General features: G+C 73.0%; 23 protein-coding genes and 1 pseudogene. 16 read left to right on the top strand and 8 right to left on the bottom strand.

The genetic code is table 11. The features are described from left to right. Positions 1-31 precede the first annotated feature (31 nt). From ABT048_RS08260 to ABT048_RS08285, 6 genes are all read left to right on the top strand, one after another. A complete protein-coding gene (locus ABT048_RS08260) occupies positions 32-496 on the top strand; it encodes an SRPBCC family protein (RefSeq protein ID WP_350520506.1) in 465 nt (154 codons plus the stop codon). A gap of 107 nt (positions 497-603) precedes the next feature. Then, complete coding sequence (locus tag ABT048_RS08265; RefSeq protein ID WP_350520507.1) at positions 604-1,386, top strand: oxidoreductase; 783 nt, start codon at positions 604-606, stop codon at positions 1,384-1,386. Positions 1,387-1,458: 72 nt separating this feature from the next. Next, positions 1,459-1,956 carry a TIGR00725 family protein gene (locus ABT048_RS08270; RefSeq protein ID WP_350520508.1) on the top strand — a complete coding sequence of 166 codons (498 nt, stop codon included), beginning with the start codon at positions 1,459-1,461 and terminating at the stop codon, positions 1,954-1,956. 172 nt (positions 1,957-2,128) lie between these two features. Beyond that, positions 2,129-2,728 (top strand): GNAT family N-acetyltransferase, encoded by a 600-nt coding sequence (locus ABT048_RS08275; protein WP_350520509.1) that lies wholly within the window; start codon positions 2,129-2,131, stop codon positions 2,726-2,728. A gap of 149 nt (positions 2,729-2,877) precedes the next feature. After that, on the top strand, positions 2,878-3,309 hold the full coding sequence (locus ABT048_RS08280) for a hypothetical protein (RefSeq protein WP_350520510.1): 432 nt from the start codon (positions 2,878-2,880) through the stop codon (positions 3,307-3,309). A gap of 18 nt (positions 3,310-3,327) precedes the next feature. Next, positions 3,328-4,008: a TetR/AcrR family transcriptional regulator gene (locus tag ABT048_RS08285; RefSeq protein WP_350520511.1), complete on the top strand. Its 681-nt coding sequence runs from the start codon at positions 3,328-3,330 to the stop codon at positions 4,006-4,008. A 113-nt stretch (positions 4,009-4,121) separates the two neighbouring features. On the opposite strand, the gene ABT048_RS08290 is transcribed toward ABT048_RS08285, so the two are convergent. After that, positions 4,122-4,511 carry a peptidoglycan-binding domain-containing protein gene (locus tag ABT048_RS08290; RefSeq protein ID WP_350520512.1) on the bottom strand — a complete coding sequence of 130 codons (390 nt, stop codon included), beginning with the start codon at positions 4,509-4,511 and terminating at the stop codon, positions 4,122-4,124. Between the two features lie 766 nt (positions 4,512-5,277). Here ABT048_RS08290 and ABT048_RS08295 point away from each other — a divergent pair. Continuing rightward, the gene (locus ABT048_RS08295) at positions 5,278-7,242 is read left to right on the top strand and encodes an ABC transporter ATP-binding protein (protein ID WP_350520513.1); all 1,965 of its coding nucleotides are present in this window, start codon (positions 5,278-5,280) and stop codon (positions 7,240-7,242) included. A 33-nt stretch (positions 7,243-7,275) separates the two neighbouring features. On the opposite strand, the gene ABT048_RS08300 is transcribed toward ABT048_RS08295, so the two are convergent. Continuing rightward, positions 7,276-7,743 carry an Ig-like domain-containing protein gene (locus tag ABT048_RS08300; protein WP_350520514.1) on the bottom strand — a complete coding sequence of 156 codons (468 nt, stop codon included), beginning with the start codon at positions 7,741-7,743 and terminating at the stop codon, positions 7,276-7,278. Positions 7,744-7,963: 220 nt separating this feature from the next. On the opposite strand from ABT048_RS08300, the gene ABT048_RS08305 reads away from it, so the two are divergent. The 5 genes and pseudogenes from ABT048_RS08305 to ABT048_RS08325 form a co-directional block, all read left to right on the top strand. Continuing rightward, positions 7,964-8,101 carry a hypothetical protein gene (locus ABT048_RS08305; protein ID WP_350520515.1) on the top strand — a complete coding sequence of 46 codons (138 nt, stop codon included), beginning with the start codon at positions 7,964-7,966 and terminating at the stop codon, positions 8,099-8,101. 282 nt (positions 8,102-8,383) lie between these two features. Then, entirely contained in the window at positions 8,384-8,647 is a 264-nt protein-coding gene (locus tag ABT048_RS08310) for a hypothetical protein (RefSeq protein ID WP_350520516.1), read from the top strand. Further along, complete coding sequence (locus tag ABT048_RS08315) at positions 8,644-8,985, top strand: hypothetical protein (protein ID WP_350520517.1); 342 nt, start codon at positions 8,644-8,646, stop codon at positions 8,983-8,985. Before ABT048_RS08310 ends, ABT048_RS08315 begins: the two co-directional genes overlap by 4 nt. Positions 8,986-9,031: 46 nt before the next feature. Then, complete coding sequence (locus ABT048_RS08320) at positions 9,032-9,532, top strand: hypothetical protein (protein ID WP_350520518.1); 501 nt, start codon at positions 9,032-9,034, stop codon at positions 9,530-9,532. A 471-nt stretch (positions 9,533-10,003) separates the two neighbouring features. Further along, positions 10,004-10,294, top strand: a pseudogene (locus ABT048_RS08325) (hypothetical protein); the annotation flags it as partial. 83 nt (positions 10,295-10,377) lie between these two features. Here the strand turns inward: ABT048_RS08325 and ABT048_RS08330 are convergent. The 5 genes from ABT048_RS08330 to ABT048_RS08350 all read right to left on the bottom strand — a co-directional run bounded on the left by ABT048_RS08330 (position 10,378) and on the right by ABT048_RS08350 (position 20,672). Beyond that, positions 10,378-11,286, bottom strand: coding sequence for an MvdC/MvdD family ATP grasp protein (locus ABT048_RS08330; protein WP_350520519.1), 909 nt, complete (start codon positions 11,284-11,286; stop codon positions 10,378-10,380). Further along, positions 11,283-12,053 carry a hypothetical protein gene (locus tag ABT048_RS08335; protein ID WP_350520520.1) on the bottom strand — a complete coding sequence of 257 codons (771 nt, stop codon included), beginning with the start codon at positions 12,051-12,053 and terminating at the stop codon, positions 11,283-11,285. Before ABT048_RS08335 ends, ABT048_RS08330 begins: the two co-directional genes overlap by 4 nt. A 7-nt stretch (positions 12,054-12,060) precedes the next feature. Continuing rightward, on the bottom strand, positions 12,061-12,993 hold the full coding sequence (locus tag ABT048_RS08340) for a hypothetical protein (protein ID WP_350520521.1): 933 nt from the start codon (positions 12,991-12,993) through the stop codon (positions 12,061-12,063). Between the two features lie 83 nt (positions 12,994-13,076). After that, positions 13,077-16,847: a hypothetical protein gene (locus ABT048_RS08345; RefSeq protein WP_350520522.1), complete on the bottom strand. Its 3,771-nt coding sequence runs from the start codon at positions 16,845-16,847 to the stop codon at positions 13,077-13,079. 3 nt (positions 16,848-16,850) lie between these two features. Beyond that, positions 16,851-20,672 carry a hypothetical protein gene (locus tag ABT048_RS08350; RefSeq protein ID WP_350520523.1) on the bottom strand — a complete coding sequence of 1,274 codons (3,822 nt, stop codon included), beginning with the start codon at positions 20,670-20,672 and terminating at the stop codon, positions 16,851-16,853. A gap of 333 nt (positions 20,673-21,005) precedes the next feature. On the opposite strand from ABT048_RS08350, the gene ABT048_RS08355 reads away from it, so the two are divergent. After that, a complete protein-coding gene (locus ABT048_RS08355) occupies positions 21,006-21,863 on the top strand; it encodes a patatin-like phospholipase family protein (RefSeq protein ID WP_350520524.1) in 858 nt (285 codons plus the stop codon). Positions 21,864-22,052: 189 nt separating this feature from the next. Continuing rightward, the gene (locus ABT048_RS08360) at positions 22,053-23,051 is read left to right on the top strand and encodes a 1-aminocyclopropane-1-carboxylate deaminase/D-cysteine desulfhydrase (protein WP_350520525.1); all 999 of its coding nucleotides are present in this window, start codon (positions 22,053-22,055) and stop codon (positions 23,049-23,051) included. Between the two features lie 325 nt (positions 23,052-23,376). Here ABT048_RS08360 and ABT048_RS08365 read toward each other — a convergent pair whose 3' ends face one another. Further along, positions 23,377-24,873: an APC family permease gene (locus tag ABT048_RS08365; protein WP_350520526.1), complete on the bottom strand. Its 1,497-nt coding sequence runs from the start codon at positions 24,871-24,873 to the stop codon at positions 23,377-23,379. A gap of 97 nt (positions 24,874-24,970) precedes the next feature. Here ABT048_RS08365 and ABT048_RS08370 point away from each other — a divergent pair, with 97 nt between their 5' ends. Together ABT048_RS08370 and ABT048_RS08375 are read left to right on the top strand one after the other, a co-directional pair. Then, positions 24,971-25,666: a TetR/AcrR family transcriptional regulator C-terminal domain-containing protein gene (locus tag ABT048_RS08370; protein ID WP_350520527.1), complete on the top strand. Its 696-nt coding sequence runs from the start codon at positions 24,971-24,973 to the stop codon at positions 25,664-25,666. A 146-nt stretch (positions 25,667-25,812) separates the two neighbouring features. Beyond that, positions 25,813-26,529 carry a hypothetical protein gene (locus tag ABT048_RS08375; RefSeq protein WP_350520528.1) on the top strand — a complete coding sequence of 239 codons (717 nt, stop codon included), beginning with the start codon at positions 25,813-25,815 and terminating at the stop codon, positions 26,527-26,529. Position 26,530 lies beyond the last annotated feature (1 nt).

Here is a 26,530-nt window from a genome sequence, read left to right on the forward strand (position 1 = left end):
GCAACCGTCGGGAACCCCGCGAGGAGCCGTCATGTCCGGACAGTTCGAGGCCGCTGTGGAGGTCGACTGCCCCGTGGAGGAGGTCTTCGCGTACCTCGCCGACGGTCGCCACGACCCCGAGTTCAGCCCCCGGGTCCAGGAGATCACGAAGACTCCGGACGGCCCGACCGCCGTCGGGACGGTCTTCCACAGCACGGTGAAGGACGCCGGGATGAAGACCGCCCGCCGGTTCCGCATCACCACCCTGGACGCGCCGCGCACGATCCGCTGGAGCGAACAGAGCAAGAACCTCATCACGGCCGAGGGCGGCTACGACCTCGAAGCGCTGCCGGACGGCCGTACCCGGGTCCGGATCTTCAACGTGCTCGAAGGCCACGGACTCGGCAAGCTGCTGCTCGGTGCGGCCCTCCGCGCGGCCCGCAAGGACGCCCCCGCCTTCGGCGGCCGGATCAAGACCGCCGTCGAGCGGTCCTGCGCCTCGCGGAAGGGCCGGTGACGCGGTGACGTGGTGACCCGCGGCCGGCCCGCCGGCCCGACCACTGGCGCTCCGGGAACAGCACCGCAGCACCGAAGTCCGCCCGCCGCACCACCGAGGAGTCTCCGATGGACCTGCGTCTCTCGGGCAAGGTCGCCGTCGTCACCGGGGCCAGCAAGGGAATCGGTCTCGCCGTGACGCAGGCGCTCGCCGCCGAGGGCGTGAACGTGGTCGCGGTGGCGCGCGGCATCACGAGCGCCCTGACGGACCTCGCCCCGCAGGTGCACCCGGTGGCCGTCGATCTCACGACCGCGGACGGCCCCGCATCCGCGGTCGACCGTGCGGTCTCCCGGTTCGGCGGACTGGACATCCTCGTCAACAACGTCGGCGCGGTGCGTCCTCGGCTGAACGGTTTCCTGTCCGTCACCGACGACGACTGGATCCAGGGGCTGACGGTCAACCTCCTCGCCGCCGTCCGCACCACCCGGGCGGCCCTGCCCCACCTGATCGACCGCGGCTCCGCCTCGATCGTGACCGTCAGCTCGGTCAACGCCTTCCTGCCGGACCCGACGATCATCGACTACTGCGCGGGGAAGGCAGCGCTCACCAACTTCTGCAAGGCCCTCTCCAAGGAGGTCGGGCCGCAGGGCGTGCGCGTCAACACGGTCAGTCCGGGGCCGGTCTCCACGTCGCTGTGGCTCGGCGACGACGGTGTCGCCGCGACGGTCGCGAAGGCGGCGGGCGGTACGCCGGAGGACGTCGCCCGGAGCGCCGTCGCACAGTCCGCGACCGGCCGCTTCAGCCTCCCGCAGGAGGTCGCCGACCTCGTCCTGCTGCTGGCCAGCGACCGGACGGCCAATGTCACCGGGAGCGACTTCGTCATCGACGGCGGTCTCGTCCAGACCCTGTGACGGCTGAGGGCGGGCCCGCCGGTGGGCCCGTGCCGGTGTTGCCGGCTGCGGGCCGTTGCGGAAGGAGCGGTGATGACCCAGGGGATGACCCAGCCGGCGGTCCAGGTGGCGGTGTGCGGGCCCGCGGAGTGCAGTGCGGCCGAGGCGGCGGCGGCCCGGGAGGTGGGTGCCCTGCTGGCACGCTCGGGTGCGGTCGTGCTCTGCGGGGGCTACGGCGGTGTCATGGCGGCCGCCGCGCAGGGAGCGGCAGGGGCGGGTGGCGTCGTCATCGGCATCCTGTCGGGCGCGGACCGGTCCGGGGCTTCGCCCCACCTGACGGCTGCCGTCGCGACCGGCATGGGCCAGGCCCGGAACAGCGTCCTGGTCGGTTCCGCGGACGCGGTCGTGGTCGTCGGCGGGTCGTGGGGAACGCTCTCCGAGGTGGCGATGGCCGTACGGCAGGGCGGCAAGCCGGTGGTGGGACTGGGGACCTGGCAGATCGTCGATGCGCGGGGCGAGGCCGTCCCGGGTGTCGTCGCGGCGGACGATCCGGCCACCGCCGTGGCACTCGCCCTGGAAGGCCGCGACTGACCCGCCGGGGGCCTGCACGACGAGCCCGGTGAGGTTCCTCCGGCGGTTGACGGCGTACGGGCCGGCGCCGGCGGCGGCGTTGATCGGATGTCTACGTGCGCCTGGTGCACTGTGAGCCGCGGTCCCACCGGCCGCAATCACCGATCACCCACCACGTCGTCAGGGCTCGACCATGATTCCCACGCAGATACCTCCGCTCACGACACTCCCGGTGCTGGAGACCGCGCGCGTCCGCCTCCGGGACCACCGTGCCGACGACCTCGACGCCATGCGCCCGGTCTGGGGCGACGAGGACGGCATGCGCCACCTCTCGACGGGCGTCATGGACGACGCCCGGATCCGGCGCAGGCTCGACGAGGCCGTGGCGACCGCCGCCGCGGTGCCGCGCCGCCACTACCAGCTGGCCGCGTGTCTCCGGGGCGACGACCGCCCCGTCGGCGGCATCCGCCTCGACGTCGAGGACGCCACCACCGGGTACTCCGGCGTCTTCACCATGGCCCGGCACCTGCGCGGCTCCGGCTGCGCGCCCGACATCGGGTGGCTGATGCTCAAGCTCGCCTTCGCCGAACTCGGCCTCGCCCGGGTGTGGAGCATGACGTCCGTGGCGAACATCGACGCGGTCCGCGCGATCACCCGCTTCGGCTTCACCCCCACCGGCGAGACCGAGCGCTACTTCGCCGAGGCCGACACGACCATGCGCCTGGTGACCATGGAGGTCCTTGCCGACACCTGGCGCGCGATGCCCGTCCCGACCGGCCCCGGTCCCGCCTGACTCCGGCGCTCGTGTTCGCGGTCGTGGTCGCGGTCCGACCTCGGCCGAGGGAGCCGAGGCCGCCGGGTGAGGTGACGGCGCGTTTGAGTACGGCGTAAGCTTACGGTGTACTCAAACGCGAACGCCCATGACCCACAGGGGGATGCTCCATGCGCACGATCGCCGTCACCATGCCGCTCGTCTGGCTGGCCTGGCTGGTACTCACCGAGTGGGTGCCGCTGTTCCCGCTCAACGACCTGAGAAGCGACAACCGCCGGGAACGCCTCGGCGACGCGGCAGTCAACTACCCGATCCCGCTGCTCATCGCCGGCGGCGTCGCCCTGGACCACCCGGTCTCGCGGATCGCCGCCCTGGTGCTGTGCCTGCTGGTCCTCGTCGGTCACGTGGCCAGCTGGTGGCTGCCGTACGCCGGGATCAGCTCGGCGGCGCAGCGGGAGTCCTACGCCCGGGACTACGCCCGCACGCTGAAGGTCCTGCCCACGCAGGGGCGCGCGGTGGTGCCGGACGTCCAGCACATGGTGGTCGGCGTCCTGAGCCTGGCCATGGCGGGCAGTACCCTGGCCGTCACGCTGACCGGATGAGTCTGACACCCTGAGGGCATGAAGCAGGCATCACGACCCGGCCGCGGAGGTCGCCCCGCCCAGATCAGTGTCGAGCAGATCACGGCCGCAGCCGTCGACCTGCTCGACCGCGAGGGGCTGGAGGCACTGACGATGCGACGGATCGGCGCCCACCTCGGGGTGGCCGCGATGTCGCTGTACCGTCACCTCCCCGGTCGTGACGCCATCCTGTCCACGGTGGTCAACCACCTGTTCGCCACCGCGCTCGCCGACCTGGACGCCGGACCGACCTGGACCGGGGCGCTGACCCGGTTCGCGGTCGCCTACCGTCGCATGCTGCTCGACCACCCGAACGCGGTGCCCCTCCTGGCCACGCACCCGGTCGACCCCGCCACGGCCGTCCCGGTCCTGGCCGGGCTGCTGGAGAGTCTCACCGCCGCGGGCGTCGACCAGGACGACGCACTGATCCGGATCCAGTCCGTCGGGGTCTTCACGCTGGGCCACGCCCTGGCCCAGGTGGGAGCGCACCCGGGCGCCGCCGATGCAGATGCGGATGCGGATGCGGATGCGGACGCGGATGCCGACGATGCCGCCGGTGCTGACACCGATGCCGCCGATGCCGGGCAGGACCCTGACGCGCTCGACTACTACCAGCGGTGGTTCGACGCCGGCCTGCAGGCGCTGGTGACCGGCTTCGACCGCCGCGACGCGCCCGCGTAGCGGAGGCCGGACAGCGGAAAACGGGGCCCGTACCGCGCGAACGGTACGGGCCCCGTTCCTCACCCGGGACCCACCGGGGTCAAGGGCGACTCACGACCAGGCGGTCGGGTGGGTCAGGGCTTGGTCGGGAGGACCGAGTAGCAGTACGGGTCGCTCAGGTGGAGATGGGCCCAGTACAGCAGGTCGCCGGTCTGGGGGCCGACGACCCCGTCGGGGTCGAGGTGCTGGGCGATCTGGTAGGCCTTCAGCACCCGCAGGGTCTCGTCACCGAACTGCCCGTCCACGTCCAGGCCCATCTCGGGGTGCGGCATGCCGCTGCGGTTGGAGGTCCAGTGGTTGAGCGCGAGCTGGACGCACGTCACGGCCGAGCCGCGGTTGCCGTAGCGGACGTAGCTCGCGCCGGGCTGGGCGCTCGCCGCCGTGGCGCCGATGCCCACCAGCAGGAGGGCGGCGGAGACGGTGGCCGCGCCCCTGCGCAGGGCCGCCTTGGTGTTCAGCTTCATGGTGCGTTTCCCAACTTCTCGTACAGGTGTGGCGAGCGCCGGACCGCGGGACCGACGCATCGTCAACCGTAGGCGCAGGCAAACCCGTCGAACGCCCGTGAGACGCGGCCGGAGCCGTCCCACAGCTGTCTCACGGCGCTGGTCTGGGCTTTGGGAGAGCCGGGGGCGGGACTTTGGAGACGATCCGTCGGCTCCCGCCGCGCGCGGGCCGGGGCTCCGCCCGCTCCACCGGGGTTCGACCGGGTGCCGGACGGGCCTGATCCGGCCGCCGACCAGTCGATCGGGTGAATCGGGCGACGGCCGCGGGCCGGGCGACGTCCTCGCCCCCGAACGCCCCTGCCACCGCCTCGTACCCGGCGCCGCCGAGGCTCTCGAACGCGCGCTCGCCGCCTGCGCACTGGGCTCCGCTGCACCCGCCGGGCGTGTCCCCGCCCGGCCGGTGACTGCCCCGGGCTGGGCCTGAGCCTGCCCGGAAAGTCCCTCTTTGTCCCGGGATCGCCTGGAGGTAATCCACTTGAACGCCGCATTCGAACAGCACCATCATCGGACGCCGCTGACCCGAAACGTCGTGGCCAACTCGCCTGGGAACAAGGCTATTTGAAGCTTTTTTGCGGGACCGGTTCGGCGCTTCCGCACGTCCGCACACCGCTCTGCCTGCTCCTGCCCGCTCTGCCCGCTCTGACCGCTCTGACCGTTCTGCGTCTGGAGGATCTGTGGCCTGTCACCCCGCCCCGGAGGCCCACGTGCCGCACGAGGAGGCGCACGCATGAGCGCCGCGACGACGTCGGCCGAGAGCGCCGACGAGGAACTGCAGTGGCTCGCCGACGGGCGCCGCATCGAGGCGATCGAGGCGATCAGCGTCAGCGCGATGGCCCGCCGCCTGCCCGCGCTCGTCGTCCGCGCCTTCCGCCTCGGCTGGGGCATCGACCGTGCCTCCGTCGCGCTGCTCCTGGCCTGCCAGGCCGTGTCCGCCGTGCTCGGCGCGGCCGGCCTGCTCGCGACCACCGGCACGATCTCGGCCCTGTTCGGTCCCGGCCCGGTGGGTGACAAGCTCGCCCACGCAGCGCCGTCCATCCTCCTCATTGCGACGGCGGCCGGCGCCCGTTCGCTGCTCGGCATCACCATCCGGACCATCACCGTCCACCTGTCGCCGCGCATCTCCCGGGCGGCGGAGGCCGCGGTGCTGCGTGCCACGGTCGCGGCCGAGCTGACCGCCTACGACCACGCGGGCTACAACGACGAGCTGGAGGCCGCCGACCGCGGCGCCGAGGTGTGCGTCGACATCGTCGGGGAGGCGCAGAACCTGCTGGCCTCGCTCGCCTCCCTCGTCGGCGCGGCCGGCGTGCTCACCGTGCTCCACCCGGCCCTCCTCCCCCTGCTGGTGTCGGCCGCGCTCCCCCAGGGGATCGCCTCGGTGCACGCCGCCCGGGTCCAGTTCCTGGCCAACCGGGCGGCGGTCGGCGACCGCCGGATCATGGCGAACCTGCGCTGGTACATCCACCTCAAGCGCAACGCCGACCAGGTCCGCTCCGACACGATGGGCGGCTTCCTGCTCGACAAGTACGAGCAGGTCGGCCGGCGGCTCGACGCCACGTCGCGGCGGGCGGCGATGCAGAGCGCCCGGGTGTCGGTGATCGGGGCCGCCGCGTCCGGCCTCGGCACCGCGCTGGTGTGGGCGGCGATGCTGTGGCTGGTCGGCACCGGCCGGATGAGCCTGCCGCGCGGCGGTGCGGCGGTGTTCGCGCTCGGCGCGGTCGGCACGAGCCTGCGCGGCATCGTCGGCTACGGCGCGGACCTCTTCCGCACCGGCATGTACCTGGACGACTGGTCGAGCTTCCTGGACACCGCCGGCGGCCACCGGCCGAAACGCGGCACCGAAACGCCGCCGCCGCCCGGGCGGATCAGCGTGGAGGACCTCAGCTACGCCTACCCGGCCTCCGAGCGGAAGGCCCTCGACGGAGTGAACCTGCACGTGGACCGCGGTGAGATCCTGGCCCTGGTCGGCGAGAACGGCTCCGGCAAGACCACGCTCTCGAAGCTCCTGGCGGGGCTCTACGTGCCCGACGGCGGATCGGTGCGGTGGGACGCGCGCGACACCCGCGACCTGGACCCGCACGCCCTGTGGCGGCAGGTCGCGGTCGTTCCCCAGGACTACGCGCGCTGGCCGCTGACCTGCCGGGAGAACATCACGCTGGGCCAGCCCACCCGCGACGGCGACGAGGCGGTGATGCGCGCCGCCGAGGCCTCCGGCGCGGCCGACGTCGTCGCCAAGCTCCGCCGCGGCCTCTCCACCCTGCTGGCGGTGGAGTGGATGGGCGGCGAGGAACTGTCCGGCGGCCAGTGGCAACGCCTGGCCATCGCCCGGGCCTTCCACCGCGAGGCCGGGCTGCTCGTCCTGGACGAGCCCACGGCGGCCCTGGACCCGCGGGCCGAGCACCGGATCTTCCGGAACCTGCGCGCCGTCGCGCGGGAGCGGGCGGTCGTCCTGGTCACCCACCGGCTCACCAACGTGGCCGTCGCCGACCGGATCGTCGTCCTCGAAGACGGCCGGGTCCTCCAGGAGGGCACGTTCGCCGAGCTGGTGGCCGACGAGGGCGGCCGGTTCAGGGAGTTGTGGGACCTCCAGAACGAACGGACCGGTGTCCCCGCCCAGCGGACCCCGGCCGCGGAGGAGAACGCGGAGGAGAACGCGGAGGGGAGCGCGGCGGAGATCGAGGAGGCCGGCCCGTGACCGACTCCGTGGCCCCGGGCCCGCTCCACCGGTTCACGCTGGTGGCACGACGCGGTGCCGCAGGGTTGCCGAGCTGGGCTCGAAGTCGGGGTCCCCCGAGTGCGTGAGCGTGATCTCGTCGTCGCCTGCCGCGAGGACCGTGGTGCTGAAGGACGCCGCGCCGTGTCCGTCGAGCTGCGCGCTGCCCAGGGCGGTCGCCCCGTCGGCGAACGTCAGGGTGCCCTGCAGCGTGCCCGCTCCGGGCGGGGCGGCGCGGGCGACGGCCCGGAAGGTCACCTCCTGTCCGGCCGTCGAGGGGTTCGGTGACGCGGAGAGCGCCACGGTGTAGCCCCCGGGCATCGGCGATCGTGCGGCGATCGTGCCGTCCAGCTGGAGCTGGAAGCCGAAGCCGTCGGCGAAGGTCCCGTTAGTCGTCTGGGGCAGGTATTCGTACGTCCAGGATGTGGGACACCAGGCAGGGAGCAGTACGGCGAGGATCGCCCGCGGGCCGATTCCGGTCACCCCAGGGGGACCGGAGAGACAGGAGGTTGCCGATGCCCACCAGGTCGCTGTCCGCCCCGGTGGCGTCGAGCACGACCGGGTACCCGTGGAGGACGAGGGTGTTCCCCCGGGCCGTCGCGAATTCGGCGCAGGTGGGATGGAGGACGACCTGTCCGTCCGGGCTGACGCCGAACATGGGGGACGCGCCCGAAGTGCCGGACTTCGAGCCCAGCAGGTACCCGTGCGAGATCGGGGCGGGAAGGAGCGTCAAGGTGTTCACCTGCGTGCGGAGCAGCTGCCTCCCGCCTTCGGGCTCGACGGCATCCTCGCGGTGGCGACCGAGCTGCCGTACGAGATCGCCTTCGCCACCCGAACCTGAGAGCACCCCGCCCGCCCGTAAACGACGGATGCGCCGGGCCGCCCAGGCTCTCGGCATCACACGGTTCGGCATAAAAGTAACCACTGCCACCCGAAATATCCGACTACAGGCCAATAATGGGAACTTACGATCTCATAGTGAAAATATCTAAATGCAACTTCCGGAAGATCACTTACCGTATTTATATGATTGACGGATAGTTGTTGGTGCTGATACGTTTCATTGCGCGGGGAGTGGAAAGCTCCGCCGAGGCGATCCGCAACAACCACTCTGGGGGGTATTTTGCGCAGCTACATGAAGGCATTAGGACTCAGCGCTGCAGTCATCGGCTTGACTGCAGCAATGGGATCGACGTCGATGGCGAACGCCAGCGAAAAGACCGGCACCAAGAAGCTGGTTTCCGAGGCATCGGCGCCGATGAAGGTGTTCGGCTTCGACGCTGCTGTGGCAGAGCAGAACGGCTACAAGATCGTGACTTTGCCGAACGGCCAGAAGGCCTCGGTTCCCAAATCGGCCCCCGTTCAGCAGACGCGGACGGCGTCATGAGCAATCCGGTCGTCGACGGAGACTACGGTGAGTCTCACGTCCACTTCTGGGCCACCGGTGGTGACTACTACGGCGAGGTCGAAACCGGATACAATGTCAGTCATTCAGTCGCCCATTTCGGGTGGACCGTCGACGTCACCGACAGGTTTGGCGTAGGTTCGCTCAAGAACTCTGAGAACTTCACGCCCGCCAAGTACTCGATGACGTTCTTCACGCACTCTGGAGGGAATGGATATGCGTCCGCCCAGCTGGAGGCGGGTAGCTACGTAGTGCTCATCGACGGCGAGATGTGCCACTCCGGTGCACCCTGGGACGACACGTTCTACTACAAGGACTGATTGTCTCCGGTCATGTGTCGGCAGTAGGTTGCGAGACCAAGGCTCAATGGATGCTACCCCGCCGGAAGAGATGATGCCCAATAACCCCCTCTCTCGAGAAATCGAGATGCTGGCTCACGAGTTCTGTGGGGCAGTGTTTGGACTGCCACAGCAGGACCCGGTGGGGCTGAGGTCGGTCAAGACTGAAGATCTCTATGAATCGGCCTCGATCTCCTATCGCGTGGGTGGCAAGCTGATTACTGTCGGTACTCTGCTGGACGACGTTGATCCCAGCTTCGCATACAGGTGGCTGGCGACTCATCGAAAAAACGACTCGCCGGAAGCGCCTAGTCTGAAATCGGTCGATATCCGAGTCGGACGCGGCGCCATTGATCCATCGGGTCGGATCCCTGGCCATCTCGCAGCATATGGTTTGGGGGGATACTGCGCCCTTACTCCCCAGCTGCGGCCTGTGAACTGGATCATTGCAGGAGACCTTGAAGTAGTGATTCGCTGGTGCGTGGCGGTAGCCACTGTCGCAGGAGGTTACTCCACCGAGGTCGACTGAATCCGAAATAGCCGAGATGATTTTGCGCGCATGGATGTCGGATCAGAGTCTGATGCGACAGGTAGTTGAGACTCGCAGGTCGTGACGGCCGCTCGGTTGAGTGAAGTCATCAAGGTGTGCCCCCGTCGGCGTGTCGACGGGGGCACCGTGCTGTGGACCGGTGCTCTGCGCGTTGTCGGCCTGACCTAGGAAATGCCAAGAATTTGAGACTGAACCCGGCTGACACGGCGTGAGACAGTCGGAGGAAGCCTGGCATGTTTCCCCCTCAAATGCGCGTGCGACCGCGAGAGATGCATCGATGCCCACCTCGTCGTCCTGCGACTTGATGACCTCGGTCACGGCGGGCGAGTCTGCCACATGGCCACCTGAGGCTCGACCAATTTTCTGCTTGCTGGCCGAGATCGTGCCTAACATGCCTGCGGGCAGCCGTGCCGTCCGACGTGGACAGATACTTGGCAGCTATGGATAACCCTCGACCCGCGGGCCGAGCACCGGATCTTCCGGAACCTGCGCGCCGTCGCGCGGGAGCGGGCGGTCGTCCTGGTCACCCACCGGCTCACCAACGTGGCCGTCGCCGACCGGATCGTCGTCCTCGAAGACGGCAGGGTCCTCCAGGAGGGCACGTTCGCCGAGCTGGTGGCCGACGAGGGCGGCCGGTTCAGGGAGTTGTGGGACCTCCAGAACGAACGGACCGGTGTCCCCGCCCAGCGGACCCCGGCCGCGGAGGAGAACGAGCAGGCGGACGAGGAGGCCGGCCGGTGACCGACCACCGGTTCGCGCAACGGGAGGACGCGGCACCGCGGGCGGCGTCGGCGTCGGCGTCGGCGTCGGTGTCGATGTCGGGGTCAGCGGAGGGCGAGGGCGATGGCGCGGGCGATGGGTTGGCCGGTGTGGGACTCGAAGTAGGTGAAGGCCGGGCTGGGGTTGACCTCGAAGCAGTAGACGTCGCCGTCGTCGGTGAGCATCAGGTCGATACCGGCCAGGTCCAGGCCCAGGGCGTCGGCCAGGCGCAGGCACCGGTGGGCCAGGTCGTCGGGCGGCTGCCAGGGGGAGAGTTCGGCGCGGCCGCCGTCGTGGTGGGCGTAGCGGTAGTCGACGCGGTCGGTGGTGATGCGGGTGGCGAACACCTCGTCGCCCACGGTGTGCACGCGGATGTTGGTACCGCGGACGCGCTGCTGGAACTGGACCGGGCAGGAGCGGATGAGGGGCAGTCGGGCGGTGGCCTCCCGGTCAAGGGCGTGCACGACGGACCGCTGGCAGCTGATCGACTTGTAGACCAGCTCGCCGTGGCGCTCCCCGAAGTCGTGGACCAGCTCGGGGTCGTTGGTGACCAGTGTCTCCGGCACGAGGAAGCCGGTCCGGCGGATCAGTTGGGCCTGGTGGGGCTTGGAGGCGTTCGACGCCGATGCGGCCGCCCGGTTCATCACCCGGCCGGGAGCGACTTCGATCCAGCTGCTCAACGCCTCGTGCCAGGCCCGGCACCGCTGCAGGACGTCCTCGTCCGGGTGGCGGGCCTCGGGGAGCCGCCGCCAGTCCATCAGGCGGGCGTAGATGCCGGTCACCTCGGCGCAGTCGACGGTTCCGCTGTCCGCCGTCAGCCGGCCCCGGACGCCCGTGCCGGTGGCTTCCAGCTCGAACGGCAGCTCCAGGAAGCGTCGTTGGTGGAGGACGGTGTAGGGCAGGCCGAGGTCGTCGAGCGCGGCGGTGACCCGGGCGATCGGCGTCTCGCTCGCGATGCCGCAGACGGCGATCATCGGGCTGCCTCGGGGAGGGCGCGGAGGGCGGGGAGCGCGGTGAGGTGGTCGAGCAGGTGGTCGAGGAACGGCTCGCCGCCGGAGCGGAGGTCGGGCAGCGGGCTCGCGCCGCCGAAGACCGGGCGCTGTTCGTCGTCCAGGTGCAGGTCGAGCCCGAGCAGGTCGGTGCCGGCGAGCCGTGCGAGGCGTACGCACGCCTCCTCGTCCTCGGCGGAGAGTGAGGCCGCGAGCGAGGGTGCACCGAAGACCCGATCGCCGAGCACCAGGACACCGTCCGAGTCAGGAACGGCGGCCCGGTCCGGCTCGGGGCCGGGGCTGCTGGAGATCCGGGCCGGCGGCACCGGCAGTCCCGCCCTCGCCGCGAGCACCGTCCACTCCGCCGTCGAGCGCCAGGCTCCGCACAGCCCGGTCGCGCAGGGCCGGTTGACCGCGACCGGGGCGAGGCAGGTGAGCAGGCTGAGCAGCAGGGCGCTCAACTCCTCCTGGGCGTACAGGGCGTCGCCGTGCGTGTCGAAGGGCAGCAGTCCGAAGGGCGCCGCGGCCACCCGGTTGAGCACGCCCGAGACCTCCCGGCTGTCGAGGAGGCGGCCGTCCGGCAGGACGATCTCGAAGCCCGCCCCGTGCCGGCCGACGCGGTGCGCCGACCGGGTGGAGCCGAGCAGCGCCTGCGGGGAGAGCAGCTCCAGCGGCTCAAGTCCGCGTTCGCGCAGTCCCTTGTGGGCCCACAGCGCCGCCCGGTCGGCGGGGTCGCCGAGCACCAGCCACATGCGGGGCCTACCCCCGGCCCGGACCGGTCTCGGGGTCCTCGTTCCCGAGGGCGCTGTCCGCGAGGTCGGGCCGCTGGTCGGCCGGGATGAAGTGTCCGGCCGCCTGGCCGAGACCATGTCCGCCGACCGGGACGTGCGACTCAAGTTCCTTGCCGACGTGGTCCTTGTGCTCCTTGTCCTTGCCGTCCTTCTCCTTGTCCTTCCACTCCTTCCCCTCCTTCGTCACCTTCCGCCGTTCACGCGTGAGCTGGAACGTCTTCTCTCCCGCGACGGTGTCGTTGCAGTTCAGGGTGAAGTTCGCGGTCGCGGTGTCCGCGGCGAACTGGCCGCCGGAGGCGATCCTGATCACGATCCGGTCGCAGGTGTTGGTGGCCAGACTGGCGGGGAAGCTGTGCAGCACGAACCCGGCGCCCATGTCCGTGTCGGCGGATCCGCCGAAGGTCAGCGTGCCCGGTCCGATGTTCGCGACGGGCACCACCTGGTCGGCCGTCGTCTCCAGTACGTTCACGTGCAGCGACGTGGCCATCTGGATCCGGGGCTGCCGGCCTTCCGCGTCGGACGGGGCCGAGGTCCAGACGAAGCCGAGCTCCTGCGGGTCGTTGTTGGTGATGCGCAGGTTCCAGGTGGAGACTCCGGGATCGGAGATCTCCACTTGCACCGTGAAGACGTCGGCGGTGTCCCGGGTCCAGGACGCGGTCGCGACGGTCCTGCCGGTCTCGTCGGGGACGGCCGCCTCGGCGGGTTGCTGCGGTACGGCCGTGATCAGCCCCTGGCCTGCCCGGAGTTCGATGTCCGGGGCCCGGCCGCGCAGCGGCTGGCAGTTCGGCCCGACGGCCACCACGTGCAGGAACCACGGTGACACCGTCGGGTCCACGTCGAAGGCCACCAGGCCGGTGGTGGCCTGGTTCGCGAGCCTGACCTGGCCGGTGTCGGGAAACATCTGGAATACCACCGTGATCGCCTTCTCTGGTTCTCTGACTGTCTGAAGCTCTGCGGCCCGTGGCAACGACGGCGTCGGGCCGCTCACCACGTGCCGAGCGGAACGATGTCGAGGAACACCGGTCGTCCGGTCCCGTCGCCGCCCGCCGGAACGGGCTGGGTCTCGAACTCGCGGACGACCAGGCGCTGGGGCCGTTGCCCGGTGTCGGGGAGGCTGACGGGGGCCGTGTGCCCGAGGACGGCCGTGGTCGTCAGGACGGTGGACCAGCCCGCGACGTCGGCGGTCGCCGGCACGCCCGCGTCCAGGACCTGGAGTTCGGTCCGGACGGTGTTCCCCGCGCCACCGGGGCCGAGGCCGTCCAGGACGACGGTGGCCTGCCCGGGGCTGCGGGTGACGGTCAGCCGCCGGTCGGGCGGCAGCTGGACGGGGTCGGTCAGGGCCACCTGTGACACGGCCGGCACGTCGGTGACGGTGTGCGGCTGGTAGCGGGCCAGCGCGAGCCGGACGAACGGGAAGTAGGACGAGGACACCACCGGGGCGAGGTCGAGGTCGGCATACCAGCGGTCCTCCTGGTCGTCGAACTCGACCTGGTACAGCCCGGCGTCGAGGACCCGCTGCAGCTCGGGGAGCGTCACCTGCGCCCACTGCGGTGCGTTGACCTGGGAGCGGGTGAGGGTGCCGGGCGGCGCCCCGGTGCCGCGGATCGGGTCGCGTCCGGCGACGCCGACGTAGCGCAGGGCTTCGGCGGGGGCCGGCGCGGTGGGGAAGGCGAGCAGTGCCAGGGCCTCGTCGTCGCCCGACGCGTACCAGGGCCGTTCGAGGAAGACCCGCAGGCCGCCGCCGCGGCGCAGCCGGGTGAGCGAGCGCTGCCCGTCGACGGTCCGGCTCCAGCGGAACGTCGGCATGCCGTAGAGGAGTCGGGGTGCGGGGGGCCGGGCCGAGCTCGGCACGTCGGTGTCCGCGAGCGCTCCGGTGGCGAGGCAGGCGCGGGGATCGGCCGCGAGCGCGCGCCCGAAGCAGTCCTCGAAGCGGGACACCGCCGTGACGGTGTAGCTCACCTTGTGGTGGCGGGTGTCGCCGAACTCCTGGCGGATCACCGGGAGCGCGTCCTTCGGCGGCAGGTGCTGGACGTCGTACGAGCCGACGTGCGCCATCCGTTCGTGCACCGTCGGCGGGGCGGGCGGGGCGTCGTCGTGGTCGGACCACTCGGCGTGGAGGTCGATCCGCCCGGTGCTGGGGATGTCGATGGCGAGGCCGTCCGTGCCGAGGACGACGTCGTGGTCGCCGGGCTTGCGCTGGGCGGTCAGCTGTCCGCCCGGGTCGGTCAGCGGCCGCTGCACGGCGTGGACCATGGTGACCGTGCGCGGCGGGGTGATCAGCCGGTTCCTGCCGTGCACGACGTCCTGGAAGGTCGCCGGGTTCACCGGGTCGACGCCCAGCCACAGGGCGATGCCGAGGTAGTCGACGTGCTCGTACGGCATGCAGGACGGGATGTCGAAGGTCACCTGCTCCGCGGGGCCGAGCCCGACCGAGAGGTGGCGGCGGTCGAGGTTCCGCACCGTGCAGCCGCTCGCGGCGGCCTCCAGCTTCACGGTCGCGGTCTGGCGGTCGGGCCAGTTGCCCTGCCAGACGGCGATCACCGACCGGTCGGAGGGGACGATGGGCCCGGGCTGCCCGGTGGGGCCCAGCGGCCGGGGCCGCGCGTTCAGGGCGATGAAGGCGCCGCTCGGGTCGGCCAGCCAGGGCAGCACCACGTCCGTCTCGGGCAGGGTGACGTACGGTGACGGAGCGCCGGATGCCGGGTCGGTTCCGACGGTCTGCGCACCCGGGACGTCGGTGAGCCCGCGGTCCGCCCGCTTGGCGGTCCCGAAGAGCCGGGTCACGTCGGCGGCGGACGCGGTGGGGCCGAGGGCCTGGTCGAAGGCGCCGTCGTACTGCAGGGCCAGGGCGAGCGAGCACTTCGGCGGCAGGAGGTGCCGCAGGTCGTAGGCGCGGTACCCGTGGTGGGCGGCGTAGTCGGCCACCGACACCCCGCGGTCGCTGCGGATGACCATGCGGTCCTGGCCGTCGCCGTCGTCGAATGCCCGGGTGGGCACGAGTTCCGGTGGGGGCAGCGGTTCGAAGCGCCGGTAGACGAGGTCGTCGCTCTGCTCCTCGACGGCGCCGACCTCCTCGGCGCGCAGGCCGCCTCCGGCCAGGTCGGCGATCCTGACCCGCAGCCGGTAGGAGCGGCCGAAGCGCAGCCGGGGCAGCGAGCCGAGGTCGCACGTCACGGCCGCGTCGAGGGGCGGGGCGGCCGCGGCCGGCCGGGTGTCGCCGGTGGCCACGATCCGCTCGGGCCGCTGGGCGACCAGGCTCCAGCCGTCCCAGCGGGCCACCGTCTGGTGGAGGTACAGCACGTCGGCCGGGCCGGCGCCGGTGGCGGCCCCGCCGGGCCTGAGGTACCCCTCGTCCGGCAGCCCCGCCACGGTGGCGGGCCCGAGCGGCACGCCGCCGACGGTGTAGTGCACCCGGCGCCGGCACAGCGAGTGCCATGTCCTGCTGGTGCCGTCGTACACGTCCAGCCGGTAGCCGCCGAGGAGGGAGTCCGCCAGCAGCGCGGACGCCTGTAGGCCGGACGGTGTCGCGCGCTGCCGGGCCCGCTGGAGCTGCTTGCCGTGCTCCGTCTCCCGGCTCCGGTCGACGAGCGCGAACCCCATCGAGTGCAGGGCGGGCAGCGCGCCGGGCGGAGCGGTGTCGGCGACGGACGGCGGCGCGGACGCGGCGTCCGAGCGGGCGGCGCTCACCAGGCGCAGGGCGGCGCCGTCCACGTCGAAGGGCACGACTTCGAACCGGGCGTTCCCGGCAGACGCGGCCTCGCTTCCGGCTCCGGCTCCGGTTCCGATGCCGGTTCCGGACAGCGGGAGCAGCCCCTGGCTGAAGCCGGTGGAGGTCGGCCCGTCGACGGAGGCCGGCAGGAAGCGCGTCCCGTTCAGGGTGTAGGCCGTGCGCGGCGACAGGTCGGTCTGGGTGGCGCCGGTCCAGCCCGGCGGCGGGTTCGGGTCCGGGCTCGGCCACCGCGGCACCGCCCGCAGCTCCGCCGGGTCGGCCCCGCCCAGCCGGGACGCCGGCACGGCGAGGTCCGTCAGCAGGCCGAGCGCGCGCAGCACGACGGGGTGGTCGGCGAGGTGCGCGACGGTGTCGTGGAACTCGCGCTCGGGCGGCGCCGCGAGCCTCTCCGGCGGGCTGAACTCGGCGGCGCTGCGCCGGTAGAAGGCGTACGCCCGGGCGAGGGCCGGCTGGTCCTCGGCGGCGCGTGCCGCCCCGTCCCCGGGCGGCAGCAGGCCGGTCTGCCACAGGTCGGTGATCTCCCGCAGGGCGGCCCGGAGCCCGGCGTCGCCCTCCGGCGCCACGCCCCGGTGCACGGCGTGGGCCCGGGCGGTGGCGGTGTAGATGCCGCGGACCTCCGCGCCGGCCTCGCCCGTGGGGAACGCCCGGGTGTCCCGGCCGTCGTAGAACGCGGCCCGGTACGGCTCGACCAGCGTGCCGCCGCCGAACAGCGCCTGCCAGGCGGCGAGTTGCTCGGCGGGCGAGAACCGCACGACCGTCCCGTCCAGCGCGGTGTACGGGACCGGCGACGCCGGCACGGACGTCCCGGCGCGGAACACGTCGAAGTGCAGGGCGGCGGACCGCTCCGGCCAGCGCTGCATGCCGAAGTCCGCCACCGTGAGCCGGCCCGTCCCCGGGCCGATCAGGCGCGGCGTCAGCAGCACCGAGAACACCGCCATCGGCTCGGACCCGGCGGCCGCCGGCGTCACCCGGCCGGCCGGGACCACCGTCCAGACGAACTGCCGCTCCAGGCCGGTCGACGACATGCGCTACTCCCCTGCGAACGCCTGGCAGTACGTCTGCCAGGGGAACGACGGCCCCTGCGGCCCGAGCGCCGCCTCGACCGACGACGGGTCCGGGCCGGCCGCCAGGGCCGGACCGGCGTGGGCCGCCGGTGCGGCGAGGTGCGAGGAGCCGCCGAAGCTCTTGTGACACTCCAGCGTCACGGTCTTGGAGAAGAACGTCAGGTCCACCGTGATGACGAGCCTGGCCGAACCGCTCAGCACATTGGTGTCGGTGTCGTACGTCAGGCTGAGCGTCAGCTCGATCGACACGCTGATCAGCCCCAGCACGGAGACGCTGCCGCCGATCCGCAGGTAGCCGGTGATCTCGGTGTCGCGGCCGTTCTTGGCGAAGACGACGCCGCCGAAGACGTGCACCTCCGCCGACGCGATGGCGAAGTCCATGGTGACGGCGGCGCCGAACTCGATCCCGCCGGTGAGCCGCTGCAGCCCGCTGTCCGGGCCCCCGGCGCCGATCCCGAGTTCCAGGTACCCGCCGCCGCCGAAGCCGGAGACCGTGACCAGGAACGGCTTCTCCCGGGTGCCGAAGGCGAAGTCCACCGCGATCGGCCGGTTGGTCAGCGACAGCGTGACCGCGATCCGGATGGTGAGGTTCTGCAGACTGAACACCATCAGGCCGGCGGTCGGCACGGCCAGGGTGTACGACGCCGTGATCGCCGTGGCCGACACGTCGATCCGCGGGCCGCCGCGCCCCGCCTGCGGGATCAGGTCCTGCAGGGTGCGCAGGAACTTCAGCGTCCCGTCGAGCTCCACGTCGGACAGGGTGACGTCGAGGTGCAGGCTCCGGCCGGCGTCGGCGGTGAAGACGACGGACGCGAAGGTGAGCGTGACGAGCGCGCCCGGGCCCTGCGCGGGGATCACCAGCCTGAACCTGTCGATCGTCCCGGTCGCGTGCATCTGCGGCTTGCCGCCGACCAGTTGCGCCAGCGCCTCGATGGACACCGACGACCCGGCGTCGGGGTAGAACGGCGCCAAGGCCTTCTCCAGCGGCTGGCGCCACGTGAGCTTCGCGGACGGGGTGTCCGTCCCCTCGCCGAGCCACAGCAGCTTCGGCTGGTCCCTGACGACGGCGATCAGGTCGCGCAGCGGGACGACGCCGAACAGCGTCGCGTCCGGGGCGAACAGCTTCGTGGGATCCTGCGGGAGCGCGTTTCCGACGGTGGGCCCGAGCGTGCGCGAGATCTGCGTCACGGTCATGTCGGGGGCGGCCAGCGACCCCGCGCGGGCCCCGGCCGCGCCGAAGTCGAGCGGCCTCGGGGTCACCAGGTCCAGCAGCGCCTCCGCCGGCGGCTGGCCCGGCGGGGTGTCGACGAGCGCCTTGGAGAGCGTCGCGGGCAGCGCCGGCAGCGGGCCCAGCAGCTGGCGGGCCGCCGGCAGCCCCACGGCCAGCTGGGTCACCTGCGGGTAGAAGCCCACCCCGGTGGGGGAGTGCCCCGCGCCGAGCCCGCCGAAGGTCATCGACTGCACCTCCTGCACCGCGCCCGCCGCCGCCTCGGTCCGCGACACCATGGCGAGCGGGATACGGCTGCCGACGTCCGAGACCGGCCGCCCCGGGCCCGCGAAGGCGCCCGAACCGGGACCGCCGCCGTAGATCCCGTCGAGGGCCGCGGCGTGCGCGGCGTCGGCCGCCGCGTCCTCCACGAACAGCAGCGGCAGGTGCAGTTCCACCTCCTGCTGCCCCGCGCCGGCCCGGAGGGTGAACATCACGGGTCCACCGCTGCGCCGCGGCCAGAAGCACCGCGGGGCGCCGGGCGACGCGCCCAGCGGGATCCAGGAGGCGTCGTCCAGCTCCGAGGCCTGACCGGGGTCGATCGTGACCCGCTGGAAGGGGAACCGCCGCTCGTGCGAGCCGCCCGCGCCGACGCCGTAGTCGTCGCGGACGGGCTCGGTGACGATCAGGAAGCTCTGCCGGTGCAGCGCGGCCACGGCGGGATCGGTGCCGTCGAACCGCCGGTCGGTCACCTCCACGTAGACCGCGCGGTGGCCGAACGGGAACAGCGCGCCGGTGGCGGCGACCTTGACGTGGAAGTCCCGGCCCAGCGCGGCGTCGTGGGCCCACTCCAGGTGGGGCCAGTGGGCGGAGGCGGAGAACCGGGCACCGTAGGCGCTCAGGATCAGCCGGTCGACCGCCACCGGGATGCCCGGGTTCTGGACCGCGGCCGCGACGATCTGGTCCAGCCAGGCGTCCAGGGGCGTGCCCAGGTTCGTACCGCCGGGGACGGCGCGCAGGGGGCGCGCCGTCAGCCCGCCGGCCGGGTCGTGGACCCGGCTGTGCCAGAGCTCGGTGCCGCCGCCGGTGCCGGTGGCGGGCCGGCTGCGGTGGGCGCAGCGCGGCTGCCCCTGCAGGGCGAGGACGAGGCGCCAGGGGAGTTCCAGCCGGGTCACCTCGTCCGCCGCCGAGGCCGCGGTGGTGACCAGGGGGAGGCGCTCCATCGCGTCGAGCAGGCCCTCCACGGTGAGGACGACCGGGTCCGGGCCGACGGCGAAGGACAGGGTGGACGGTCCGGAGAGGTAGCCCTGGGGCGGCATGCCGGACTCCACCACGGTCTCGGCCAGGTGCTGCGGGGGCACCTCCACGATCAGGCGGCCGCCGCCCGGGTCGGGCACCAGCTGCACCGTGCCGTCGGGCCGGGTCTGCTCGTGCAGGCCCCGGCCCCGGAGGGTGAGGGTGACGAGGTCGTCGGGGCGCAGCACGGCGTAGCTGGTCGGGGCTGCGCTCGGGGCGGTGCCCGGGGCGGTGCCCGGTGTCGCGCCCGGTGTTGTGCCCGGTGTCGCGCTCGGCAGGTCGACCAGGTGCCACGCGGACCACGCGGTGTCGAACCGTCGGTGCATGAGCGCGGCCCCGGCCCAGACGGCGAGCACGTCGATCCGGCCGTCCCCGGACTCGACGGCGGTCAGCAGGGGAAGCCCGGTGTCGGGGGCGGAGAGGTCGCCGCCGAGGTGCTCCCAGCCGAGCCACGGCTCCAGGGCGGAGTGCCACAGGCCGCGGTCGCCGCCGAGGAAGACGTCGTGCTCCGTCGCGGCGATGCAGGTGGGGGAGGGGTCGAGCCCGTCGGGCAGTTCCCCGAGGTCCTCCCACGTCGGAGCGTCGTGGGCCGGGGCTTCGTCGGTTGGTGGTCCGTCGGTCGGTGGTTCGTAGGCCGGGGCCTCGTAGGTCGGTGGTTCGGTGACCGTGAAGTGGCCGCGGAGCAGGCGCCGTTCGCGGGTGTCCGCGACCAGGAGCACGCCCCGCGCGGCGTCCGCCACCGCCGCCTCCGCCACGGCGGCGACCAGCCCGGAGGCCCGGCCGCCGACGGGCAGCACGACCGCCCGGCCGGACGGACGCCAGTGAACGATCTGCCGGTCCGGCGCGCCCGTCCACAGGAGGACGTGGACGTCGCTGCCCCCGGTCGTCACGACGGTGAACCCGGTCGGCGCGGAACCCTGGGGGAGCAGACCACGGGGCAGCACGCCGCATGACATCCACTCCGGCCGGTCCCTGCCCCGCCCCTCGTCGTCCAGGCGCAGGCGTCGCAGGTCGCCCTCGGCGCCGAGGGCGAAGACCTCGACCGCGCCGCCCTCGACCGCCGTCGCGTCCAGCCAGCCGGATCCGAAGCCCGCGGGCGTCCCGGTAACCCCGGGACGCGGCTCCCCGGGCGAGGACCAGGGACTGCCGAGATCGCGCCACGCGCTCCAGGAGCCGTCGAACGTCCGGTGCCGCACCACGCCGTTCTGCGCGCCGACGAAGAGGTGCAGGTCGCCGTGCCCCGGGGAACACAGGGCCAGGGCCCGCGTCGAGTGATCTCGCATGGGGTGCCCCCAGCATCCGACCGGCGACAGTCGGGGGTGCCGCACCTTCCGGCACCCGCCGGCCCTCGGTCTTTCCAGGCTATTCCTGCTTCGCCCACGCATCAACGTCGGTGACCGTGCGTAGGCTCACCCCCCGAACGGCCCGTTCTTCCTGACAGACCGTAGCGGGAGCGGCGTCGGTCGGGGGCGGACGGCCCCAGGTGCGGGTGTGGGTGCGGCCGGGGGCCGTGCCCGCCGGTGCCGTGCCGCCCTCGTCCGGTGTACGCTCACCCGAGAGAGAAACGGGGACCATTCCCCGTTTCTTGTGGTCGGAGAGTCGGGGAGAGGAACGCCATGCATGGGACGGCACTGGTACTGGGCGGCGGCGGACCGGTCGGCGGGGCGTGGCTGACCGGCGTCCTCGCGGGCCTGGCCGACGGCGGGATCGACCCGACCGCCGCCGACACCGTCATCGGCACCTCGGCCGGAGCCGTCTTCGGCGCCCGGCTCGCCGGCGGCGAAGCCGCCCGCGAGCTGTACGAACGTCAACTGGCCCGGCTCGACCGGGTCGAGATGGGCGTCACCGTCGCGCAGACCCTGCGCTACCTGTGGGCGGCCCTCGGCACCCGCGACCCGGAACGCTCCGTACGGCGCCTCGGCCACGCCGCCCTGACCGCCCGGCCGGCCCCCGCCCAGGACCTCCACGACACCGTGCGCACCCTGCTGCGCGACGCCACCGCCTGGCCCGCGCAGGCGCTGCGGATCACCGCCGTGGACGCGGAGACCGGACACGTCGAGGCCTTCGACGCGCACTCCGGGCTCGACCTCGTGGAGGCCGTCGCCGCCAGCTGCGCCGTCCCCCTGGTCTGGCCGCCCGCAGCCGCCCTCGGGCGGCGGTGGATCGACGGCGGCACCCGATCCACCGGCAACCTCCAACTCGCCGCCGGCCACCGGCAGGTGCTGGCCCTCTCGCCCGTCCCCGCGGCCGTCGGACCGCACCCCGGCGCCCGGCAACAGGCAGCGGAGCTCCGGGCCGCCGGCACCCACACCACCCTGATCACCCCGGACGCCGACGCCCGCCGTGCGATGGGACGCGACCTCACCTCCGACAGCCGGCGCCCGGCCGCCGCCCGGGCCGGCCACCGGCAGGGCGCGGCCCTCGCCGCCACGGTCGGCCGCACCTGGCCGGTGCAGGGCACGGCCGGAGGCTGAGCGGCGGTCCGGGCGGGCCGTCACCCCTCCGTGCCCCACCCCGCCCTGCCGCTGCGCGCACTGCCGTCGCCCGACCGTGATCGGCGAGCCGTAGCCGTCGTGTCGTCACCGACCGCCGTCGGTACCGGAAACCGGCCCGGGCCGTCCCGGCACTGGGCAACGGCCCGGTGCTGCCCTACCGTCGGCCCCATGACGCCTCCCCTGCTCCACCGGCGCTGGCCGGAGCTGACCGGGACGCTGCCGTACCTCCGGCTGGGCGACACGCCGACTCCGGTGCGCCCGCTGGCCGGGCTCGGCTGCCGGTCCGCGGTGTGGCTGAAGGACGAGAGCGGGTACGGGCGCGGCGGCTGGGGCGGGAACAAGGTCCGCAAGCTGGAGTGGCTGCTGCCCGAGGCCCGCCGCCGGGGTGCCCGGACGGTCCTCACCGTCGGCGGGCTCGGCACCAACTGGGGCCTCGCGGCCGCCCTCTACGCCCGCGAACTGGGCCTCGACGTCGCCCTCGGCCTGATCGACCATCCGGTCGACGACCACGTCCGCGCCCAGCTGCGGCGGCTGCGCGCCAGTGGCGCGAGGCTGCACTTCCTGCACACCAGGACCCGGCTGGTCCTCGCCGCGCCGTGGCTGTTCGTCCGGCACGCGCACGGCCTCACCCCGCCCTACTTCCTCCCGGCGGGCGGGTCCTCGCCGCTCGGGGCGCTCGGGTACGTCGAGTGCGCGCTCGAACTGGCCGGGCAGGTGGCGGACGGCCTGCTGCCGGAGCCCGGATGGATCGTGACGGCGGTCGGCTCGGGCGGTACCGCGGCCGGTCTGGCGCTGGGGCTGCGGCTGGCCGGTCTGCGCACCCGGGTGCTGGGCGTCGTGGTCAACGACACCCTCCGGCTGGACGGTCCGACGCTCACCGCGCTGGCCCGGAAGTCGCTGGCGCTGCTCCGGGCCCGGGGCGCCCGCCTGCCGGGGGCGGAGCCCGGCCCGGCGGACGTGGTCACGGAGTACGGCTGGCTCGGCGCCGGCTACGCCCACCCCACCGCACCGGGGGCGGCGGCGCTCGACCGGGCGGCGTCCGGGGCGGGCCTGGAACTGGAGCAGACGTACACCGCCAAGGCGCTGGCGGCGCTGCTGGAACTGGACGCCGCCGGGCGGTTCGGCGGAGAACCCGTGGTCTTCCTCAACACCTTCGGCCGCAGGTAGCCGCCTGACACCCGATGCCCGTCGGCCCGGCGAACGGTCGGCAGAACGCGGACGAGGCCCGGCACCCGTAGGGGCGCCGGACCTCGTCCGACTGTGGAGCGCCAGGCCCGGGTTGCACGGACTCTTCCTACTGAAAGTAGGACGTGCTCTGGTAGCACCGCTGACGCCTGGCGAGGAATGATCTCCCTCGCGACGAGAAGAACATTAGCAGGTCATCGGCCTTCTGATCGACCGCCATCGCCACCGCCACCGCCACCCCCGCAGCCACCGCCGCCGCCATCGCCCCGGGCGGGGGTGGCGGCGGCGGGAGCCCGGCGCGAGCCGGCTACAGGACGGCGGGCGCGAGCTCGTCGCCCAGCGGCCGGTCCCGGTCGATGTCGCCCATGCGGCGGTCGGGTCGGCGCACGAGCAGGTAGGCGAGGCCGGCGAGGGTGACGGTGGCGACGCCCAGCGGTGCCGCCCAGATCTGGTACCAGGGCGCCCCGGCCGGGGCGAGGGCGGCGCGCGGCCAGCAGATGTTGACCAGCTCGAAGCCGGTCCACAGCACCGCGAGCAGGTTGACGGGGGTGCCGAGGCGCCCGTACCCGACCGCGCCGGCGGGCGTCCACGAGCCGCGCAGGCGGGCGGCCAGGGCGACGAGGCAGATCAGGAAGAACGGTGCGAAGATCGCCGCGCTGCCGAAGGTCATCAGGCTGCCGATGGCCGAGGTGCTCAGGCCCAGCGGCAGGGCGGCGCAGCTGATCAGCGTCGCCGCGACCAGGCCGCCGATCGGCGCCCGGCGCCCGTTGACCCTGCGGACCTGGCGCGAGAACGGGAAGACGCCGTCGCGGGCGAGGGAGTAGAGCCCGCGCGCCGCGCCGCCCTGGGAGGCCATCAGGCACGCGGTGAAGCTGATCAGGACGACGAGGACGAAGGGCTTGTCGGCCCAGCCGCCGAACGCATGGGTGACGGCGGTGGTCACCGGGTCCAGGTCCTGGCCGGAGACGACGTCGGCGGGGCTCGGGTGCGCCAGCTCGACCGAGACCGCGTTCAGGATGACGACGAGCCCGACGCTCAGCAGGGACCACCACATCGCCCGGGGCACCTGCCGGGCCGCGTCCTTGGTCTCCTCCGCCGTCGACACGCAGGCGTCGAACCCGACGAACGCCCACCCCGCGATGGCCAGGGCGGCGAGCAGCGCGCCGGTGCCGCCGATGCCGCGCCCGGTGGGCGCGTGCAGGAAGTCGGTCAGCAGCGAGAGGCCGTGCTGCCGGAAGACCAGCAGCAGGGTGAAGCCCACGAGGACGGAGGCGACCGCCTCGGCGGCGATGCCGAGGCTGACGAACCGGCGCAGGAGGTCGATGCCGTAGGCGTTGACCAGGGTGCAGAAGAGCACGAACCCGACCGCGACGAGCACCTGCTCGGTGGGCGTCGGGACGGCGCCGAAGAGCGCGAAGAGCCAGGGCGAGGCGAGGTAGGCGACGGTGGTGTTGCCGAACATCACCGCGAACTGCCACATCCAGCCGGTCAGCCAGGCGAAGGCCGGGTCGGCGAGCCGCCGGCCCCACTGGTAGGCGCCGCCGGCCAGCGGCCACTGGGAGGCGAGCTCCGAGTAGACGGCCACGACCAGGCACTGCCCGAGCAGGCACAGCGGCAGCGCCCAGACCCAGGCGCCGCCGGCCACGCTCATGCCGACCTGCACGGCGGCGTACAGCCCGACGACGGGGCTGACCACGGCGAAGCCCATGGAGACGTTGCCGAGGACGCTCAGGCTGCGTCTGAGCTCCTGGCGGTAGCCGAGCGCGGCCAGCGTGTCGTCGTCGGACGGGGTGTTCTCGGCCATGCGGTGCGCCCTCCTGATAAAACTAACTTTGTTAGCAACCGCTGCTGGTCTGGCACGATAGCCGCAGGAAACGCAGAGCGGAAGAGGGGATTCCCCAGTGGGTCGACCGAGCAGGGCGCTGCTGACCGGCGAACGGATCGCACAGGCCGCGCTCCAGGTGGTGGACGAGGAGGGCCCCGACGGCCTGACCATGCGAGCGCTCGCGGAGCGGCTCGGAGTCAAGGCGGCCTCGCTCTACAACCACATCCAGAGCAAGGACGCCCTGGTCGACGCGGTCTCCGAACTGGTCAACGACGAGATCGACCACGCCCCGCTCGCCGACCCCGACTGGCGGGCCGGCCTCGCGGCGTACGCGCGCGGCTACCGCGCGGTCTTCCTGCGCCACCCCAACACCATCGCCCTGCTGGCCCGCCGCCGCGTCGAGGCCGACCGCGCGCTGCGCGGCTACGACACCCTGCTGGCCACGCTCGGCCGGGCCGGCCTCGACCCGGCCGACGCGGCGGAGACCGCAGCCGCACTCGACTACCTGGTGCTGGGCTCTGCGCTGGAGACCTTCACCGCCGGCTTCACCCGGACACCGGACGCCTACCGGCCGGACTACCCCGCCCTCGCGGACTCCCTGGAAGCCTCCCGCGCCCGCGACGGCGCGTCGGACCTCGACGACCGGGGCTTCGAACTCGGACTCCGCCTCCTGCTCGACGGCGTCGAACACCGCGGACGCACCGCACCCGCCGGAGCCGCACCCGCCGGTGCCGCACCCGCCGTCCGCATCCCCGACCCGACGGGCCGGTAGCGCCGGTAGCGCCGGGACCGCCGGTGGGCGGCGATGGGCGACCACGATCCGTCAAGACGCCTTCCGTACAAGGCTGTTGCTGTCAGCGGACGCTTCCGGGCCGCCGCAGCGGGAAGACTCGCGGGGAGGGCGACGGGGGAGGCGCGATGCTTCGGACAGCGCGGGTGGCGGGGTGTGCGGCAGGGGCGGTGGTGCTGGCGCTGGGGGCCGTGGCCTGTACGGGGCAACGCGGTGGCGACGCCGAGCTGCCGTTCCCGACCGTCCTGGATCCGGCACCGACGGAGCCCGGGGTGACGCTGTCGCAGCCGGCCCCGGCCTCGGCACAGTGGATCGTGAATGCCCTGATCGGACGGCACCTGGTCCCGGAGGTCTGTCCGGCGCCCTCCCTGACGGACATGATCGTGCTCGACGACGCGGCCGGGCACAGCCGCGCGGTCGTGGTGTGGCTGGGGGAGGGCGAGGTGACGTGTGTGGCCGCGATCCGGAACGGCGGTGGCGCGGCCCTTGGCGGCCAGTCGCTCGCCTCCCTCGCGGACCAGCCGTTCGCGACCTGGTTGACAGAGTGGGACATCATCGCCGTCTTCCCCGGCGATGCGGGAAAGGTCGTGCTCAAGGACGACGTCGACCACGTCTACGGGCCGCTGCACCAGCGCGTGGTGGACTTCGGCGGCGGCCGGAAGTTCACGATCGTCGAGTACGCCTACCTCCCCAGGATGTCCGGCGCGCCGGCCCCACAGCCCTCGAATCCCCCGTCCGCCCGCGCACGGGTGTGCCCGTCGGACACCACCCAGTGCCGCCCGGTTCGCTACGAGATCCGTCCGAGCACACCGACCCCGGACCCGTCGGCCACCGTCAGCCCCTGAT

This window comes from Kitasatospora sp. NPDC096140 (genome assembly GCF_040303045.1).
Taxonomy (GTDB): domain Bacteria; phylum Actinomycetota; class Actinomycetes; order Streptomycetales; family Streptomycetaceae; genus Kitasatospora.

Excerpts from the sequence above, each read along its gene's own strand:
- ABT048_RS08295 (WP_350520513.1), top strand. The coding sequence starts at position 5,278 with ATGAGCGCCGCGACGACGTCGGCCGAGAGCGCCGACGAGGAACTGCAG.
- ABT048_RS08340 (WP_350520521.1), bottom strand. The coding sequence starts at position 12,993 with ATGTTTCCCGACACCGGCCAGGTCAGGCTCGCGAACCAGGCCACCACC.
- ABT048_RS08260 (WP_350520506.1), top strand. The coding sequence starts at position 32 with ATGTCCGGACAGTTCGAGGCCGCTGTGGAGGTCGACTGCCCCGTGGAG.
- ABT048_RS08330 (WP_350520519.1), bottom strand. The coding sequence starts at position 11,286 with ATGATCGCCGTCTGCGGCATCGCGAGCGAGACGCCGATCGCCCGGGTC.
- ABT048_RS08270 (WP_350520508.1), top strand. The coding sequence starts at position 1,459 with ATGACCCAGGGGATGACCCAGCCGGCGGTCCAGGTGGCGGTGTGCGGG.
- ABT048_RS08265 (WP_350520507.1), top strand. The coding sequence starts at position 604 with ATGGACCTGCGTCTCTCGGGCAAGGTCGCCGTCGTCACCGGGGCCAGC.
- ABT048_RS08335 (WP_350520520.1), bottom strand. The coding sequence starts at position 12,053 with ATGTGGCTGGTGCTCGGCGACCCCGCCGACCGGGCGGCGCTGTGGGCC.
- ABT048_RS08275 (WP_350520509.1), top strand. The coding sequence starts at position 2,129 with ATGATTCCCACGCAGATACCTCCGCTCACGACACTCCCGGTGCTGGAG.
- ABT048_RS08315 (WP_350520517.1), top strand. The coding sequence starts at position 8,644 with ATGAGCAATCCGGTCGTCGACGGAGACTACGGTGAGTCTCACGTCCAC.
- ABT048_RS08355 (WP_350520524.1), top strand. The coding sequence starts at position 21,006 with ATGCATGGGACGGCACTGGTACTGGGCGGCGGCGGACCGGTCGGCGGG.
- ABT048_RS08320 (WP_350520518.1), top strand. The coding sequence starts at position 9,032 with ATGGATGCTACCCCGCCGGAAGAGATGATGCCCAATAACCCCCTCTCT.
- ABT048_RS08360 (WP_350520525.1), top strand. The coding sequence starts at position 22,053 with ATGACGCCTCCCCTGCTCCACCGGCGCTGGCCGGAGCTGACCGGGACG.
- ABT048_RS08365 (WP_350520526.1), bottom strand. The coding sequence starts at position 24,873 with ATGGCCGAGAACACCCCGTCCGACGACGACACGCTGGCCGCGCTCGGC.
- ABT048_RS08345 (WP_350520522.1), bottom strand. The coding sequence starts at position 16,847 with ATGTCGTCGACCGGCCTGGAGCGGCAGTTCGTCTGGACGGTGGTCCCG.
- ABT048_RS08350 (WP_350520523.1), bottom strand. The coding sequence starts at position 20,672 with ATGCGAGATCACTCGACGCGGGCCCTGGCCCTGTGTTCCCCGGGGCAC.
- ABT048_RS08375 (WP_350520528.1), top strand. The coding sequence starts at position 25,813 with ATGCTTCGGACAGCGCGGGTGGCGGGGTGTGCGGCAGGGGCGGTGGTG.
- ABT048_RS08285 (WP_350520511.1), top strand. The coding sequence starts at position 3,328 with ATGAAGCAGGCATCACGACCCGGCCGCGGAGGTCGCCCCGCCCAGATC.
- ABT048_RS08280 (WP_350520510.1), top strand. The coding sequence starts at position 2,878 with ATGCGCACGATCGCCGTCACCATGCCGCTCGTCTGGCTGGCCTGGCTG.
- ABT048_RS08290 (WP_350520512.1), bottom strand. The coding sequence starts at position 4,511 with ATGAAGCTGAACACCAAGGCGGCCCTGCGCAGGGGCGCGGCCACCGTC.